Origin of the sequence: Acinetobacter sp. YH12105, assembly GCF_013419095.1 — a bacterium.
Classification (GTDB): domain Bacteria; phylum Pseudomonadota; class Gammaproteobacteria; order Pseudomonadales; family Moraxellaceae; genus Acinetobacter; species Acinetobacter pseudolwoffii.
The window spans coordinates 37113-54850 of record NZ_VPAU01000019.1; the positions used below are offsets into that span (position 1 = coordinate 37113).

Consider the following 17738-nt stretch of genomic DNA (forward strand, 5'->3'; position numbering starts at 1 on the left):
CCATAAAATACTACAAAACATTGTAGTGATTTTCACAGTAAAAATAATGAATTTTTATCCGCTCTATTCATGATCAAGGGTCGAACAGCTTCTGCATCTCGTTTGTAGAGGTGGTGAGCAAATTTTCAGACACAAAATTTATTGATAAACAACTTCACTGGATTTATTAAAAATTCATTCATTTTTTTTATATAAGACATACTAAAAATTTATAAAATTAAATATATAAGTTTATGAATTTTATTGGATTAAATATTATTAGATTAATTCTTTATTACTGTCCTTGCTCTAGATTGCTGTTAAAAACAGCAAATCAGGTATTTTAAAGCGCATATTGCCTGTTTTTTAAACTTGACTTTAAAGCCTGAAAACACAAGAATGCTGCAATAGTTTTATATGCCTTAATCGATCACCCTTCGACTAAGTGTCATTTCATGCAGTGGGCGATTTTTCTAGCCGAGAAATTGAACAAAGCTAAGCAAAATATGTTTATCCCAACATGTTTTAGATCCCGTATTGCTCGAACAGCCAAGAGATCAGATTTTTTTTCCTATTGCTTTGAAAACTATGAAATTTGTGTGCTATAACAGTGCAGACAGTTAACAAATGAAACACTGCAAATGCCTCCCATTTGTGCAGTGAATAATATTAGGGTGAATCACGTTGGAACTTCTATCTGGTGGTGAAATGCTTGTTCGCGCATTAGCGGACGAAGGCGTTGAACATGTTTTTGGATACCCAGGCGGCGCAGTTCTTCATATTTATGATGCGCTATTTCAACAAGACAAAATCAATCATTACCTCGTACGTCACGAACAAGCTGCCGGTCACATGGCGGATGCTTACTCACGCGTCACAGGTAAGACCGGTGTGGTACTGGTGACCTCAGGTCCGGGTGCAACCAATACGGTAACGCCAATTGCAACGGCCTATATGGACTCAATCCCGATGGTGATTTTGTCAGGTCAGGTTGCGAGTCATCTGATTGGTGAAGATGCATTCCAGGAAACCGATATGGTCGGCATTTCACGTCCAATCGTGAAGCATAGTTTCCAGGTGCGTCATGCCAGCGAAATTCCTGCAATCATTAAAAAAGCCTTCTATATCGCGTCTTCAGGTCGTCCAGGCCCTGTAGTGATCGATATTCCAAAGGATGCGACCAATCCTGCAGAAAAATTTGCTTACGAATACCCAGAAAAAGTGAAGATGCGTTCGTATCAGCCACCATTCCGTGGTCATTCAGGTCAAATTCGTAAAGCAATTGAAGAATTAATCAACGCTAAACGTCCAGTGATTTACTCAGGCGGTGGTGTAGTTCAAGGCAATGCTTCAGCACAATTGACAGAATTGGCGCATTTATTGGGTTATCCAGTGACCAATACCTTGATGGGTCTAGGCGCATTCCCGGGCGATGATGAACAGTTCATCGGTATGTTGGGTATGCACGGTACTTACGAAGCCAATATGACCATGCACAATGCAGATGTAATTCTGTGTGTGGGTGCGCGTTTCGATGACCGTGTTACTAATAACCCTGCGAAATTCTGTCCGAATGCCAAAGTGATTCATATTGATATCGACCCAGCGACGATTTCAAAAACTATTATGGCGCACATTCCAATTGTCGGTGCTGTAGAGCCTGTATTGAATGAGATGCTGAACCAGTTGAAACAGCTTAATGTTTCTAAGCCAAATCCTGAAGCGATTGCGGCATGGTGGAAGCAGATCAATGAATGGCGCAAGGTTCATGGCGGTCGTTTTGAAGCAGGTGTTGATGGCGTAATGAAGCCACAACAAGTGGTTCAGGCATTGGACAAAGTGACCAATGGCGAAGCAATCATTACTTCTGACGTCGGTCAGCATCAGATGTTTGGTGCGATGTATTACAAATACAAACGTCCACGTCAATGGATCAACTCAGGTGGTCTAGGTACCATGGGTGTGGGCTTGCCGTATGCAATGGCTGCGAAGCTTGCATACCCGGAACAGCAAGTGGTGTGTATCACCGGTGAAGCATCGATTCAGATGTGTATCCAGGAACTGTCGACCTGTAAGCAATATGGCTTGAACGTAAAAATCTTGTGCCTGAATAACCGTGCTTTAGGTATGGTGAAACAATGGCAGGACATGAATTACGAAGGTCGTCATTCTAGCTCTTATGTAGAGTCACTGCCTGACTTTGCCAAGTTGATGGAAGCGTATGGTCACGTCGGTATTCAGATTGATCATGCCGATGAGCTTGAGTCGAAACTTGCAGAAGCGATGGCGATTAACGACAAGTGCGTATTTATTAACGTCATGGTTGATCGTACTGAGCATGTTTATCCGATGTTGATTGCAGGTCAATCGATGCAAGATATGTGGTTAGCAAAAGGGGAGCGCACAGCATGAGACATATCATCTCTGTACTTGTTGAAAACGAAGCAGGTGCGCTTTCCCGTTTAGTGGGCTTATTCTCACAGCGTGGCTACAACATCGAAACATTAAACGTTGCGCCAACTGAAGATCCAACACTTTCTCGTTTGACTTTGACCACTTATGGCGATGATCACAAGATTGAGCAAATCACCAAGCAATTGAACAAACTGGTTGAAGTGGTGAAAGTGGTTGACCTGTCTGAAGGTGCTCACATTGAGCGTGAACTGATGCTGATCAAAGTCAAAGCACTGGGTTCATCTCGCGACGAAATTAAGCGTACCGCAGATATTTTCCGTGGTCAGATTGTCGATGTAACGCCGACAACCTATACCATTCAAATTGCAGGTACGACTGAAAAAGTTGATGCATTTATTGATGCACTTGCAGAACACACCATTTTAGAAGTGGTGCGTTCAGGCGTTTCAGGTATTGCGCGCGGCGAAAAAGTTTTAACCATCTAATTTAAATATTTCCTCATCCTAATAAGAAGGGGGTATCAGGCAATGTAAATACAAGGGTCATTGCCTGATTTAACGGACAAACAAGCATTAAGCGGAGACAGCAATGCAAATTTTTTACGATAAAGACACTGACTTATCTATCATCCAATCTAAGAAAGTAGCGATCATTGGTTACGGTTCACAAGGTCACGCGCATGCGCTTAACCTGAAAGATTCTGGCGTTGATGTCACTGTAGGTTTACGTGCGAACTCTACTTCTTGGAAAAAAGCTGAAAATTCAGGTCTTAAAGTTGCTGAAGTTGCTGCTGCTGTAGCGCAAGCGGATGTAGTCATGATCTTGACGCCAGACGAATTCCAATCTCAACTTTATCGTGACGAGATTGAGCCAAACATCAAGCAAGGTGCTACTTTAGCGTTTGCTCACGGTTTCTCGATTCTTTACAACCAAGTTGTTCCACGTGCTGACCTTGACGTAATCATGGTTGCGCCTAAAGCACCTGGTCACACAGTACGTTCTGAATACCAGCGTGGTTCAGGTGTTCCTGACTTAATCGCAATTCACCAGGATGCATCTGGTAACGCGCGTAACGTTGCACTTTCTTATGCTTCAGGCGTAGGTGGCGGCCGTACTGGTATTATCGAAACTTCATTCCGTGAAGAGACTGAAACTGACCTTTTCGGTGAGCAAGCAGTTCTTTGTGGTGGTGCAGTTGAGCTGGTTAAAATGGGCTTCGAAACTTTGGTTGAAGCTGGTTATGCGCCTGAAATGGCGTACTTCGAATGTCTACATGAACTTAAATTGATCGTTGACTTGATGTTCGAAGGCGGTATCGCGGACATGAACTACTCTGTATCGAACAATGCTGAATATGGCGAATATGTAACGGGTACTGAAGTAATTAACGAGCAGTCTCGTGAAGCGATGCGTAATGCACTTAAACGTATTCAGTCTGGTGAATACGCGAAGATGTTCATTCAAGAAGGTGCGTTGAACTACCCATCTATGACTGCTCGTCGTCGTCAAAACGCTGCTCACGGTATCGAAGTAACGGGTAACAAACTTCGCGCGATGATGCCTTGGATTCAAGCAAATAAAATTGTTGATAAAGAGAAAAACTAATTTCTCGAATCAATTGATTTGAATGCGAAGACCCACTCATTTTGAGTGGGTTTTTTATTTTTGGTGTTACGTGCCTCAAGAAGAATAAAGCAGTGCTTTATTTTTTTCGTACCTTGGATTCAAGTAGACAAAATCGTTGATAAGTAAAAGAATTAATACTCCTTTTGGTTGAATTTTATGCTATAAAGACCTCGTTATTATGGGGTTTTTATTGGAAAATGCATGAAAGTTAAATGCTTAGGATTTGAGATTAGTACAGAAAATAATCTAATAAATATTAATGATTTTATTGAGAGCAATTTAGTTTTTGAGATAAAAGATATTTTTAAGCGTGATGTATTTATTGATTGTAATGACCCTAATTACTACAAAGGATTAATTCTAACTATTAAAGATCAAAAAGCTTCTACAGCCAAAATGATATTCAATTCAGAAGGCTTATTTTGGGTTGCATAGCACCCATTATTAAGTTTTTGCTACTTCATCAAACAGTCACACAGAACACCTATGCTTTGCTTAAAACATAAATAAGTAAGATAGGTGCGACATGAATCAGCCCTACAGCCAAGCCTTAACAAAACAACAAGCACTCCTTGATGGCTTTCAATTTGACTTAAAACAGCAACGTCTGAAAAGTCCTCAAAAATCATCTGCGCTTGCAGATTTGGTACGCCCCCGCTTAAAAATTGCCATAGTGACCGAAACATGGCCACCTGAAATTAATGGGGTAGCCCATTCACTGTTACAACTCTGCAAAGGGCTGAAAAAACAGGGGCATAAAATTTTATTGATTCGACCCGAGCAAAAAGGCATCTGTGCTGAATTTCAACCCTATCGGGAATGTTTGGTTAAAGCACAGCGTATTCCCAAATATTCAGGCTTACAGTTCGGTTGGCCGCAGTTTCTAAAAGTTCGCCATGCGGTAGAAGTCTTTGCACCCGATGTAGTGCATATCGTCACAGAAGGCCCATTAGGGCTTGCCGCGCAGCAAACTGCAAGATTCCTTGAAATTCCTGTATCAAGCGGCTTTCACTCTCCATTTCAGGAATTTAGCCGTTTTTTTGATTTGGCATTCTTGGTTAAACCTATTCAGCATTATCTCAAATGGTTTCATAACCATACCGCAATTACCTGTGTGCCGAGTCGTGAAACTGCCGAAGCACTCCACAAATTTGGAGTGACGTGTCCACTGGTTGTGGTGGGGCGAGGGGTAGATACACAAGCCTTTTCACCTAAATGGCGTTCTGATTCCCTACGCCAGAACTGGGGAGCTTCCAAAGAGACCCGTGTCATGTTGTATGTCGGGCGTTTATCGCCTGAAAAAGAAATACCAGTGGTGATTCAGGCATATTTCACATTGCGTCATATGTATTGTCAGGATGTGCGTCTGGTGGTGGTCGGAGATGGTCCAGACCGACAGCGCTTAGAGCAGTTGAATCATGATGCTTCGATTGTGTTTACCGGGAGTTTGCGTGGTCAACAGCTTGCTGAAGCTTATGCCAGTGCCGATGTGTTTTGCTTTGCGAGTCAGGTTGAAACCTTTGGCAATGTGGTATTGGAGGCGATGGCCAGTGGACTACCGGTTATTGCTTATGATTATGCTTGTGCACATCTACATGTACAACACGACCGAACAGGCTGGCTCAGCTCACTGGGTCTACAAGAAGATTTAACAGCCAATATCTTAAAGTTACCAGATTATCACACACTTAGAAGAATGGGTGTGTATGCTTCACACTGTGCACAGAAGGTCGGATGGCAACATCCTGTAGAGCAGTTTGAACAGGTTCTGTATTCAATCACAAGGCAAAATAAATGACCTAATTAAAACAAGAGCGGGAGCAACATGATGAAAATCCACAATGCCAAACTCAAATTTTTAGAAATAGATTTAAAAGGCTGTGTCTACCTCAATCATCTCTCCCACTCAAATCGAGTCGCTGCTTTTTTTAAAATCATTAGCCGTTTGGGGGATGGCGTGTTTTGGTATGTGATGTGTTTTGCCGCATGGGGATTTCGTGGCTTGGAATATGGGCTACAGATGCTCTATATCATTTTGGGCGGAACGTTCGGCACGCTGATTTATAAAATTCTCAAAACAAAAACTGTACGTCCAAGACCTTATCAGGTGCATCAGGTGATTCGACTGGGTGAGCGGCCGCTGGATCATTTTAGTTTTCCGTCTGGACATACCTTGCATGCGGTAATGGCAACCACGGTCTTGGGTTATGTTGCACCGCTATTATTGCTGTTGATGCTCCCTTTTACGCTGCTGGTGGCTTTATCGCGCATGATTCTGGGATTGCATTATCCAAGTGATGTCGCGGTTGGGGCAATGATCGGAGGCATGATGGCCGTGGTCATTGTGCTGAGCGCACCTTATCTCAATATTATGTTGTAAAAAATAAGTGAAAACTGGGGCGAAAGCTCGCAGATTTTTATAAATTTGCTAAAGTACAGCATTAAAGCAAATATGGTGAGAAATAGAGATGGGTTTACGTTGGACTGATACCCTCGATATCGCGATTGAACTCTACGAAGCGCATCCAGATGTGGACCCGCAGTGGATTCGTTTTACTGATTTACACGCCTGGGTATGTGCCTTGCCTGAGTTTGCAGATGACCCGACTAAATCCACAGAAGGCCTGCTGGAAGCGATTCAAATGGCATGGATTGACGAAGCGCGTTAAGTGCCCGATTGAAAAAAGCATATTTTTACAGTGTAAAAGCAGAAAAGTGCGCATTATCTCGGTATAATGCGCCAAATTTTCATGTCAACAATTGACTTAAGGAGCCTATCATGGCTATCGAACGTACTTTATCTATCGTAAAACCAGACGCAGTTGCTAAAAACCACATCGGCGACATCTTTGCTCGTTTCGAGAAAGCTGGTCTTCAAATTGTTGCAACTAAAATGAAACACTTGACTCAAGCTGAAGCTGAAGGCTTCTACGCTGAGCACAAAGAACGTGGTTTCTTTGCTGATCTTGTTGCTTTCATGACTTCTGGTCCAGTGGTTGTTTCAGTTCTTGAAGGTGAAAACGCTGTTCTTGCTCACCGTGACATCCTTGGCGCGACGAATCCTAAAGAAGCTGCTCCTGGTACAATCCGTGCAGATTTCGCTGTAAGCATCGACGAAAATGCTGCTCACGGTTCTGACTCTGTAGCATCAGCTGACCGTGAAGTTAACTACTTCTTCGCTCAAACTGAGATTGCTCCACGTACTCGTTAATTCGCAGTATTCAAACCAGATAAGTGTTATTATACTTATCTGGTTTTTTTATTCTTTGAATAATTCTTTGCTCACATATTGAGCTTCTCCTTTGATCTTTAGACATGGTTTAGGTAATACACATGAGTACTGAAGTCGTCGCTGTATCTGCAGTTTCAGCTGCACAGCAACCATCTCCGTCCACTCCCACACAGCAGAATGCTGTGGAAAAAGTGAACCTACTCGGCATGTCTCGTCCGCAAATGGAGAAATTCTTTGAGGATATGGGGGAGAAGAAGTTTCGTGCCGGGCAGGTAATGAAATGGATTCACCAATTTTTCGTGACCGATTTTGCCGAGATGACCAATATCTCGGGCAAACTGCGTGAAAAACTGGAACGTATTTGTGAAATTAAAGCGCCCGAAGTGGTGCATAAAAATTATTCTAAAGACGGTACCCGTAAATGGGTCTTCCGTGTCGGTGATGGTGACGGCTCTCTTGTCGAAACTGTATTGATTCCAGCAGAACATCGTAGTGGCCTACGTCGTACCTTGTGTATTTCGTCTCAAGTGGGCTGCGCACTAGACTGTTCATTCTGTTCAACCGGTAAACAGGGTTTTCAGCGCGATTTAGATCAGTCAGAAATCATTGGTCAGTTGTGGGTGGCGAACTATTCCTATATGGAAGATGTGCCTGTGGCAGATCGTGAACGTTCAGTCACGAATGTGGTCATGATGGGCATGGGCGAACCACTGCTTAACTACGATGCCGTACTTAATTCCATGCGCATTATGCTGGACGACTTTGCTTATGGCATGTCGAAACGTCGTGTGACCTTATCGACATCAGGTGTGGTGCCGAAAATCGATCAAATGGTCAAAGACATTGATGTGGCACTGGCAATTTCATTGCACGCACCAAATGACGAACTGCGTAATGAACTGGTGCCAATCAACAAGAAATATCCGTTAGAACAACTGATTGCGGCGTGTCAGCGTTATATTGCCAAAGATGGTAATGAAAGTTCACGTAAACACGTCACCATTGAATATGTGATGCTGGATGGTGTGAATGATCATCCTGAACATGCACAGCAAATGATTAAGCTGCTGAAGAACTTGCCGAGCAAGATTAATTTGATTCCATTCAACCCTTTCCCGCACGCGCCTTATGGGCGTTCAAGCCGTAACCGCATTATTTCTTTCCAAAAAACTTTGTCTGATGCCGGTTTTGTGTGTACGATTCGTCAGACACGCGGTGATGATATTGATGCGGCGTGTGGACAGCTTGTAGGTCAAGTGGCTGATCGTACCCGTCGTGCGGAACAGTGGAAAAAGAAAATTGCGCAGTCAAATGAGATTATGCGTTCACAAGGATAATAAGAGGTCGCCAGTTGAGAAATCTAACATCTAAAATTGCTTTGATTTCAACAGTATGTGTGTCTTTAGCTTTGGTTGCATGTCAAACGCCAGATTTAGGTCAGAAAGATCCTGAAAAAGCCACCAAAGTCCGTACCCAATTGGCGGCAGAATATTTAAGAACAGGTGACCTAGATGCAGCCAAACGTGCGCTGGATCAGGCACTCGAAACGACTCCGCGTGATTCGCAAGCGAATATGATGATGGGCGTGCTATTGCAACAGGAAGGTAGTCAGCTCAATCTTGAGAAAGCAGATGCTTATTTCAAGCGTGCAATTTCGGCAGATCCGAAAAATGCACAGGCACGCAACAACTATGGCACGTATTTATATCAGCTAGAACGCTATAATGATGCGATCGAGCAGTTTAACATTGCCGGTGCAACTTTAGGTTATGATCAGCGTTTCCGTGCGCTGGAAAATATGGGACGTATTTACCTGAAAATGGGCGATGTGGTGAATGCTGAAAAATCATTCAAACAGGCGCTTCAGGCGAATCGTGATTCATATATATCAATGTTAGAGTTGTCAGAAATTTTTTATTTAAACCAGCAGTTCCCGGCAGCGACACAACTGTATCAACAGTTTGCGCGTGGTGTGGGACAGAAAAATCAGGGTGCCCGTGCGCTCTGGGTTGGCATTCGCACTGCGCGTGCCAGTGGTGATCAGTTGGGGATGCAGGTATTGGTGAACCAGTTACGTGCATTGTTTCCTGAAAGCCAGGAATACCAACGTTATTTGCAATTACAGTACAGTACTGAGGCCGTATGGAAGTAAATCCTAATTCACCTTCGAATCATTCGAGCGTAGCTCCAAATGCGTTAGGAAATATTCAACGTCCGGGCGAGTACTTGCGCCAGATTCGTCTCAATCAGCAACGTGATCTGGAAGATGTAGCCAAAGAGCTGAATATACCGGTCAAAACCCTGACTGCACTGGAGCAGGATGAATATAAGTCTTTGCCTGAGGCGACTTTTATCAAAGGCTATTACCGGATCTATGCCAAACTTTTGGGTGTAGATGCGTCGACTATTATTCAGCGTTTTGATGAAATTTATACCAATGATACGGGTTTGTTGCCCAATCATGCGCTGAATAATTCTCCCATTAAAATCATGGGGAAATTGCCAGGTTCCAAGCGTGACCGTAACCGTAAATGGTTAAAGCGCATTTTTATTACGCTGGTCTTGCTGCTAATTTTGGGCGCACTGTTTGCCATGATTCAAAACTGGTCGAGCAGTAATTCGCAAAATAGCAGTGAAGTTTCTGGAGTCGGTGCTTCCAATATCGAGATTCTGAATCTGGATGCAGGCGCCGCACTGTCTGGCGACCAGCTAAAACTCGATTTTAACCGTCCGACCTCTGTGCATATCGTCGATTCAGCCGGTAACGTTTTAGCGACTGGCCGTCAGGCATCGAGTTTGCAACTCAATGGTGAAGCGCCATTCCAGATTCGTCTTGATGATGCGGCAGCTGTATCACTCAGCCTGAATAATGAAAATATTTCATTGTCACCTTATACCGTAAACGGAAAAGCAGAATTCCGTTTGTCACCTTAACAGATCAAGAGTAGAGCAAAACCATGATCGTAAATCCAATTAAACGTCGTCCAACACGTAAAATTCGTGTCGGTTCAGTTTATGTGGGTGGTGATGCACCAATCAGTATCCAGTCTATGACCAATACTGAAACCTGTGATGTGGCAGCCACGGTTGCACAGATCCAGCGCTGTGTCGATGCCGGTGCAGACATCATGCGGGTTTCTGTGCCTACGATGGAAGCGGCGGCAGCATTTGGTGAAATTCGTAAGCAGGTGAATGTGCCTTTGGTGGCCGATATTCACTTCGACTATAAAATTGCTTTGGCAGTTGCGGACTTCGGTGCAGACTGTTTGCGGATTAACCCGGGCAATATCGGCTCAGAAGCAAAGATTCGTGAAGTGGTGGCAGCAGCACGTCATAATGATATTTCAATGCGGATCGGTGTCAATGCCGGTTCACTCGAAAAAGACATTCAAAAGAAATATGGCGAGCCGACAGGCGCAGCATTGCTTGAATCTGCGATGCGTCATATCGACATTTTAGACCGTCTGGATTTTCAGGAATTTAAAATTTCAGTTAAAGCATCCAATGTGTTCCTGACCATGGATGCGTACCGTTTGCTGTCACAGCAAATTGATAATCCGCTGCATTTGGGTGTAACCGAAGCCGGTATTTACCGTACAGGTTCGGTTAAATCTGCAATCGCTCTGGGTGGTTTGCTGATGGAAGGCATTGGCGATACCATGCGTATTTCGCTTGCTGCCGAGCCTGAAGAAGAAATTAAAATCGGTTTTGATATTCTAAAATCGCTGGGTCTGCGTTCTAACGGCATTAATTTTATTGCCTGCCCAAGCTGTTCACGTCAGGAATTTAATGTGATTTCAGTGATGCAACAACTGGAAGAGCGTCTGGAAGATATCCGTACCCCGATGGATGTCTCGGTGATTGGCTGTAAAGTAAATGGGCCGGGCGAGGCTAAAGAAGCCGATATCGGTGTCGTAGGTGCAGCGCCACGTTCACTGGTGTATCGTAATGGTGAAAAGAGCCATCTAATTGATACCAATCAACTGGTTGATGAGATCGAAAATATGGTTCGTCAACGTGTTACCGAGCTTGAAGAAGCTAAATCTAAAGAAATTATTCGTACAAGTTTTTCTGAGTAGATCATGAGTTCAATCGTCGCAATCAAAGGTTTTAATGACATTCTCCCAACGCAAAGCCCAGCTTGGAGACGTCTTGAACAACATCTGTCGGGTTTGATGGATGCTTATGGCTATCAACAAATCCGTTTGCCTATCGTTGAACAGACCAATCTGTTCAAACGTTCGATCGGTGATGCCACCGATATCGTTGAAAAAGAAATGTATACCTTTCTGGACAAAGGTAATCCGCCTGAGTCTCTGACACTACGCCCTGAAGGAACTGCAGGCTGTGTACGTGCCATGCTGGAGCATAATCTGCTTCGTGGTGCAACTCCTCGCGTCTGGTATATCGGGCCAATGTTCCGTTATGAAAAACCACAGAAAGGCCGTTACCGTCAGTTCCACCAGTTTGGTGTAGAAACCTTTGGTGTGGCGACTCCGGACATGGATGCAGAGCTGATTTTGATGACTGCACGTCTGTGGAAACGTATGGGCGTAGCGGACAAGGTTCAACTTGAATTAAATACTTTAGGCGAATCGGATGAACGTGCAGCCTATCGTGCAGCCTTGGTTGAATTTTTAGAGTCACATAAAGCCGATCTGGACGAAGATTCTCAGCGCCGTCTGACCACAAATCCACTGCGTATTCTGGATTCTAAAGATGCCAAAACCCAAAGCATCCTAGAAAATGCACCGAAACTGCATGACTTTATGGGTGAAGAAACTCTGGCGCATTTTGCCCAGTTACAACAGTACCTGACTGATGCCGGCGTGAGTTTTGTGATCAACCAAAAACTGGTACGTGGCTTAGACTACTACAACAAAACTGTGTTTGAATGGACCACAACACATTTAGGTTCACAAGGAACCGTGTGTGCCGGTGGCCGTTATGACGGTCTTGTTGGTCAATTGAAGGGCAAGCCTGATCAGTCTGTACCTGCGGTTGGTTTTGCCATGGGTATCGAACGTTTATTGCTTCTGCTTGAACAGGTTGAAGACAATACACCAACGCGTGATTGTGAAGTATTCCTGGTGGCTGAACCGGCTTCTCAAGGTCAAGCCTTGGTCATTGCTGAACAGATCCGTGATCAGCTTGAAGCAGCGGGGAGTCAGGTGCGTTTGAAAGTGGGCTCTCAAGGTTCAATGAAGTCGCAAATGAAAAAGGCCGATCAGGCCGGTGCTTTGTTTGCTGCGATTTTAGGTGAGCGTGAACTTGAAGCGCAGACTTTTACGGTGAAAGAACTGGCAACCGCAGAGCAATCGAATGTGCCATTTACGGACTTCGTTGCATTTTTTAGTGCTAAAATTTCTTTAAAATAATCGATAAAACATCAGGAAAAGGGTAGTCTCATGAGCGCAGTGGGTGATGAACAGTTTGAAAGCTTAAAATCCTTTACGAAGAAATATGGTTCTTCGATCATTACAGGGATTTTGATTGCGCTGATTGCCTTTTTTGGATGGGAATATTGGCAGAAGAAAAACCTGGCAGAGTCGCAAATGCACACTGCCAAGGTTCAGCAGTTGATGGATGATGCACAGGCGACGCAGGGCGATGCCTTTGCCAAGCTGTCTGAAACTGCGGACAAAATTGTCAAAGAAGCACCAGATTCAGCTCAGGCCATTCAGACTCAGCTGGTCATGGCGAAACTGGCCTATGACAAAGAAGATTATGCTGCGGCTGAGAAAGCGCTACAAAAAGTTGAAAACTCGACACTAGACGATAAAGGTCTGGTTCAGGTGGTCAAACTTCGTCTGGCTTATGCGCAACTGGCACAGAAAAAATATGATGCTGCATTGAAAACTTTAGAAGCAGTGACTGAACCTGCGTTTAAAGCAACGGCCGATGAAGCACGTGGCGATATCTATGTTGCCAAAAATGATATTGAAAATGCGAAAAAAGTATATCAAAGTGCATGGGATGCCTTGATTGAACGTAAAGAAGAACGTCAGATTTTACAAATTAAGCTCGAAAGCGTAGGCGTGTTGGTCGATGATCCAGAAATCGAACGCCCAATTATAGAAACACAAGCGGAAGAAGCTGCATGAATAGAAAATACAAAATTACCTGTGCCTTGACTGTTTTAACGCTTGCACTGGCTGGCTGTGCAGGTAAAACAAATAAAGTTCCAGAAGTAAAACCGAACCCACTTCCAAAACTGACCCAAGCCAAAACACTGGTTCCTGTATTTTCCACCAGTGTATCTGCGACAGATGCTGCCGATCCATTGCGTTTACGTCTGGATGCAGACAATGGTGTGGTTTTTGCGATTGATCCAAAAGGTGAGGTGTCTGCATTTAAGGGCAAACAGCGTCTCTGGCAGAAAAAAGTCAGCAAAGATAATCTAAGTTCTGGTGTTGAAGCGGCCGAGGGTCTGGTTGTTGTGGGTAGCCAGAAGGGCCAACTGTTTGCACTCGATCAGCAAACCGGTGAGCAAAAATGGACTGCACAATTGACGGGTGCTTTACTGGCGCCTTCACTGATTCATGCAGGTCGTGTGATTAGTGTGAGCAATGACGGTATGGTCTATGCGCATGAAGTGGCAAGCGGTGCACAAGTTTGGACTTATAACCTGCCTAATGTACAATTCAGCCTGCGTGGTATGGCGGCTCCTGTGCCATTAGATGCGCGTAATGTGCTGATTGCATCTTCAAATGCGTATATTTATGCACTGGATGCCTTAAGTGGCGTACCAAAGTTACAGCGTCGTGTCGCCGTGTCGGATGGCCGTTCTGATATTCAGCGTCTGGTCGATATTGACGGTGAGCCGGTCGTTGCAGGCCAGTTTGTGGTGACGACCAGTTATCAAGGTCAGGTGACTGTACTGGACTTGGCTTCACAGCAAGTCATCTGGAGTGAAGATGTCAGCAGCATCCAGCGTCCAGAAGTTGTCGGCAATGGCGTATTCGTGGCGCAAACTGATGGCAAAATTAAAGCTTTTGAGATTAGCTCGGGTCAACCGCTTTGGGAAAATGATCAATTGTTGAATCGTCAGCTCAGTAATCCAGTGATGTTAGGCACGGATTTGGTGGTCGGTGATCTGGATGGTGTGTTGCACCTGATTGATCCGCGTACCGGACAAATTACTGGTCGTTCGAAAACCTCTGGTGAAGTGCGTAACTTACGCGTGATCGACAACCAGCTTTATGTTTCTACACGCAAGGGCGCATTAAGCATTTGGCAGAACCGTTAATTTTAACGAGCCTTATGTTAAACTAGCCGCAACCGTATTTTTGTGAACGCGGGGTGATTGAAAAATCAATGCCCCGTGTTTTTATTTAGGGTATTTTTCCCCTTATATCTTCCTATACTTTCTGATGTTCAGGCCACTTTGACTGCCTGATTATTGAATAAAGGTTACTCTATGAAACCCGTAATTGCGCTCATTGGTCGTCCGAACGTCGGAAAATCAACTCTGTTCAATCAGATTACCAAGAGCCGTGACGCATTGGTGGCAGACTTTGCTGGTCTGACACGCGACCGTAAATATGGCGATGCAACCTATCAAAATAAATCTTTCATTGTGGTTGATACCGGTGGTATTGGTGAAAATGAAGGCGGTATTGACTCGTATATGGCAGAGCAATCTAAAACTGCCATTCATGAAGCCGATATTATCATTTTTGTGGTCGACGCGCGTGCCGGACTGCTGGCTTCCGATGAGCAGATTGCGCGTGAACTGCGTACTTTAGGTAAAAAGGTCTTTCTGGCGGCCAATAAAGTCGATGGCGTACATGCTGAAGCTGCCTTGGTTGAATTCTACAAACTGGGCATGGGCGAGCCGCTACAAGTTGCTGCCAGCCATGGTCGTGGTGTTCAGCAAATGCTGGAAGACGTGCTTGCCGATGTACCGGAAGATGAAAACCCGGAAGAGCATGATAAAAACACTGGTCTGCGTTTAGCGATTATTGGTCGTCCAAACGTGGGTAAATCTACGCTGGTGAACCGTTTGCTCGGCGAAGAGCGTGTGGTGGCATTTGACCAGCCGGGTACAACACGTGACTCGATTTATATTCCATTCGAGCGTGATGGCCGTCAATATACCCTGATTGATACTGCAGGGGTGCGTCGTAAAGGTAAAGTGGATGAAATGATTGAGAAATTCTCGATTGTTAAAACTTTACAGGCGATGAAAGATGCCAACGTGATTGTGGTTGTGGTCGATGCACGTGATGGTATCGTTGAGCAAGATTTGCATCTGATTGGCTATGCGCTTGAAGCCGGTCGTGCCATGGTCATTGCTGTCAACAAATGGGATAACATGACTGAATATGATCGCAAGCAATGTAAGCTAGATGTAGAGCGTCGCTTCGATTTCATTCCATGGGCAAAAGTGCATTTGATTTCTGCATTGCATGGAACGGGTGTGGGTGAGCTTTATCCTTCGATTCACCGTGCCTATGATTCATCTCGTTTGAAAGTATCACCGGCAAAAATCACCCAGATTTTAAATGATGCAACAGATGCCCACCAACCGCCTATGGTTCAGGGTCGTCGTATTAAAATGCGTTATGCGCATATGGGCGGACAGAATCCACCAACCATCGTGATCCATGGTAACAAGGTCGATAAAACCCCTGCGGATTACCGTCGTTATCTTGAAAACGTGTTCCGTAAAGTATACAAGCTTGAAGGTACGCCGATTAAAATCGAGTTTAAAACCTCTGAAAATCCGTTTGAAGGGCGTAAGACGGTGATGGATGAGCGTATTGCAGCGCGTAAACGTCGTTATGTACAGAAGTTCAAGAAAGCCGAAAAGAAATTTAAGCGTTAATTTTTTGTGTTAAGTTTTCGATAAAAAGCCTGCTGATGCATAATGCCAGTCAGTTAAGAAATTGACTGGCATTTTCTTGGATATTTTTGTGCTTTAATTTTCACTACTCGCGGACATTGCCTTTGCCTTTTTTCAGGTAATACAAATATTTTAGATTGTTCAAATAATTGCGCTAAATGTTTGGGTAGGTTTCCTGCTGATTCTAAAGGTGTGTGCCTTAAGATATTGATAATACTCATGGATGCAATATGGAAACTGATCCTTAAAGGACTCACCTTTGCATGTTCAGCGATAAACCTCATCTGTCTTCTTAAGATATTATAAGCAATAAATACTCCCCACAATTCTTGATAGACCAAATCAGGTTGTCTGCTTCTTAAAATCCTTGCATCCTGTAAATCACTTTTAATTTCCCGATAACACATTTCTATTTCCCAACGCTGGATATAAAGCATTGCAAGGTCTTTGAATGGATAAACTTTAGAATCTGTTAATGATGTAATGTAACGTCTTATTTTCCCTGCATATTCAACTTCAATTAAACGTGCTTCCCAATAGTCACCCAATGACGGATTTATCTTTTTTGCTCTTGCTGAAACAGGCATTTTGATCTGAAAGTCATGGGCCGCATTATGATGAATCACTTCATAACGTAGGTTGTCCTTTGCTCGCATCAACCAATGACTCTCTTCTGCCTGAGATTGCCAACTCACTAAAAAATCAGCAGAGAAGTAAGCACGATCAAATAGGGTAATACTGCGAACTGGTGCTTTTAATTGACTGGCTAAGGTTAATTCACCTTGATCCATACTGCCCATTTGGGCATCAATCATTTCATGGGTATTGGTATTCACCAGACAAGTCGCTCTGACTTGTGGGTAAGGTGCAGCTGCTGTTTTGCCTTTGGATGAACCAAAGTGCTTAAAGTTTTCTTCTGTATGAGGCATAGACCAAACCACACCATCTACAGCACAAACGCATAGACCGTGAAAGCTGCTATATTGTTGTTGTGAGTCTTTAAACCATGCCTGACTTAATGTCGAAAATAAAGCACTCATGGGTTCTAAGCCTAAGCGCTGTCTTGCTTGTACGGATGCACTCGGTACACAGTATTCTGCCGTACCGAAAACAAGTTGCAATTGTTGAACCACATACCAAATCGGCTGATTTCGAAATAGAGCAAGTCCGATTACCAGCCAAACAACATGTTCAGCAGGCAGTTTTCTTTTTCGAATTGATGCTTTACCTGTTTGGTCTAAGCAATCTTCAATCCAGTTTAAATCAATCAATTCACTGAATTGTGAAAGTGAAGGTAGGGTTTGTTTTAATGTTAAATCTAGATTCTGAGATAAATTCATAAAAAAAGAGCGTATTTACATACGCTCTTTTTACAGCATTTTAACTTTTTTTGCTTAACTGACTGGCATTACTGCTGATGCAGGCTTTTTTGTTTTTTGTGAAAAATATAAAAATGTATTTGTGATAAAGCTTAATTCTGATTTTAGCAAAAATAAAAATTTTCTTTTTTTCTAGGGCGTGTCCTCATTTGAAAAATTGGTTTTAAATACTTAAAATCCTCCTTTAAGCTCTTTTGATTTCTATATTTTTTCAATGGCACGTACTCTTCTCACCGATGATATCTGGCAGCAAATTCAA

At 43.7% G+C, this 17738-nt stretch carries 17 protein-coding genes; 16 read left to right on the plus strand and 1 reads right to left on the minus strand.

What is annotated here, in order from left to right; translation table 11 throughout:
- Window positions 1-663: 663 nt before the first annotated feature.
- From FTU44_RS12770 to der, 16 genes are all read left to right on the plus strand, one after another.
- On the plus strand, window positions 664-2391 hold the full coding sequence (locus FTU44_RS12770; RefSeq protein ID WP_180050986.1) for an acetolactate synthase 3 large subunit: 1728 nt from the start codon (window positions 664-666) through the stop codon (window positions 2389-2391).
- Window positions 2388-2879, plus strand: a complete 492-nt coding sequence (gene ilvN, locus FTU44_RS12775; RefSeq protein ID WP_004813125.1) for an acetolactate synthase small subunit — start codon at window positions 2388-2390, stop codon at window positions 2877-2879. Before FTU44_RS12770 ends, ilvN begins: the two co-directional genes overlap by 4 nt.
- Window positions 2880-2982: 103 nt before the next feature.
- A complete protein-coding gene (gene ilvC, locus FTU44_RS12780; protein WP_005172704.1) occupies window positions 2983-3999 on the plus strand; it encodes a ketol-acid reductoisomerase in 1017 nt (338 codons plus the stop codon).
- Window positions 4000-4221: 222 nt separating this feature from the next.
- Window positions 4222-4455, plus strand: a complete 234-nt coding sequence (locus FTU44_RS12785) for a hypothetical protein (RefSeq protein ID WP_074384026.1) — start codon at window positions 4222-4224, stop codon at window positions 4453-4455.
- Window positions 4456-4546: 91 nt separating this feature from the next.
- Window positions 4547-5818: a glycosyltransferase family 1 protein gene (locus FTU44_RS12790; RefSeq protein ID WP_180050989.1), complete on the plus strand. Its 1272-nt coding sequence runs from the start codon at window positions 4547-4549 to the stop codon at window positions 5816-5818.
- A gap of 30 nt (window positions 5819-5848) precedes the next feature.
- Window positions 5849-6400 carry a phosphatase PAP2 family protein gene (locus FTU44_RS12795; protein WP_180050992.1) on the plus strand — a complete coding sequence of 184 codons (552 nt, stop codon included), beginning with the start codon at window positions 5849-5851 and terminating at the stop codon, window positions 6398-6400.
- Window positions 6401-6488: 88 nt separating this feature from the next.
- The gene (gene iscX / locus FTU44_RS12800; RefSeq protein WP_005172695.1) at window positions 6489-6689 is read left to right on the plus strand and encodes a Fe-S cluster assembly protein IscX; all 201 of its coding nucleotides are present in this window, start codon (window positions 6489-6491) and stop codon (window positions 6687-6689) included.
- A 110-nt stretch (window positions 6690-6799) separates the two neighbouring features.
- Window positions 6800-7231 (plus strand): nucleoside-diphosphate kinase, encoded by a 432-nt coding sequence (gene ndk / locus FTU44_RS12805; protein WP_004647460.1) that lies wholly within the window; start codon window positions 6800-6802, stop codon window positions 7229-7231.
- Between the two features lie 122 nt (window positions 7232-7353).
- Window positions 7354-8589 (plus strand): 23S rRNA (adenine(2503)-C(2))-methyltransferase RlmN, encoded by a 1236-nt coding sequence (gene rlmN / locus FTU44_RS12810; RefSeq protein WP_005095669.1) that lies wholly within the window; start codon window positions 7354-7356, stop codon window positions 8587-8589.
- Between the two features lie 14 nt (window positions 8590-8603).
- Complete coding sequence (gene pilW / locus FTU44_RS12815) at window positions 8604-9404, plus strand: type IV pilus biogenesis/stability protein PilW (protein ID WP_005172689.1); 801 nt, start codon at window positions 8604-8606, stop codon at window positions 9402-9404.
- Entirely contained in the window at window positions 9395-10186 is a 792-nt protein-coding gene (locus tag FTU44_RS12820) for a DUF4115 domain-containing protein (RefSeq protein ID WP_180050994.1), read from the plus strand. Before pilW ends, FTU44_RS12820 begins: the two co-directional genes overlap by 10 nt.
- A 23-nt stretch (window positions 10187-10209) precedes the next feature.
- Complete coding sequence (ispG, locus tag FTU44_RS12825) at window positions 10210-11331, plus strand: flavodoxin-dependent (E)-4-hydroxy-3-methylbut-2-enyl-diphosphate synthase (protein WP_005172685.1); 1122 nt, start codon at window positions 10210-10212, stop codon at window positions 11329-11331.
- A 3-nt stretch (window positions 11332-11334) separates the two neighbouring features.
- Complete coding sequence (hisS, locus tag FTU44_RS12830; protein ID WP_005095678.1) at window positions 11335-12630, plus strand: histidine--tRNA ligase; 1296 nt, start codon at window positions 11335-11337, stop codon at window positions 12628-12630.
- Between the two features lie 30 nt (window positions 12631-12660).
- Window positions 12661-13356 (plus strand): tetratricopeptide repeat protein, encoded by a 696-nt coding sequence (locus FTU44_RS12835; protein ID WP_005095680.1) that lies wholly within the window; start codon window positions 12661-12663, stop codon window positions 13354-13356.
- Window positions 13353-14501 (plus strand): outer membrane protein assembly factor BamB, encoded by a 1149-nt coding sequence (gene bamB, locus FTU44_RS12840; protein WP_180050997.1) that lies wholly within the window; start codon window positions 13353-13355, stop codon window positions 14499-14501. The genes FTU44_RS12835 and bamB overlap by 4 nt, the downstream gene beginning before the upstream one ends.
- A gap of 171 nt (window positions 14502-14672) precedes the next feature.
- Complete coding sequence (gene der, locus FTU44_RS12845; protein ID WP_005095683.1) at window positions 14673-16082, plus strand: ribosome biogenesis GTPase Der; 1410 nt, start codon at window positions 14673-14675, stop codon at window positions 16080-16082.
- 53 nt (window positions 16083-16135) lie between these two features.
- On the opposite strand, the gene FTU44_RS12850 is transcribed toward der, so the two are convergent.
- Window positions 16136-17440: an IS4 family transposase gene (locus tag FTU44_RS12850; RefSeq protein WP_180050999.1), complete on the minus strand. Its 1305-nt coding sequence runs from the start codon at window positions 17438-17440 to the stop codon at window positions 16136-16138.
- Window positions 17441-17738 lie beyond the last annotated feature (298 nt).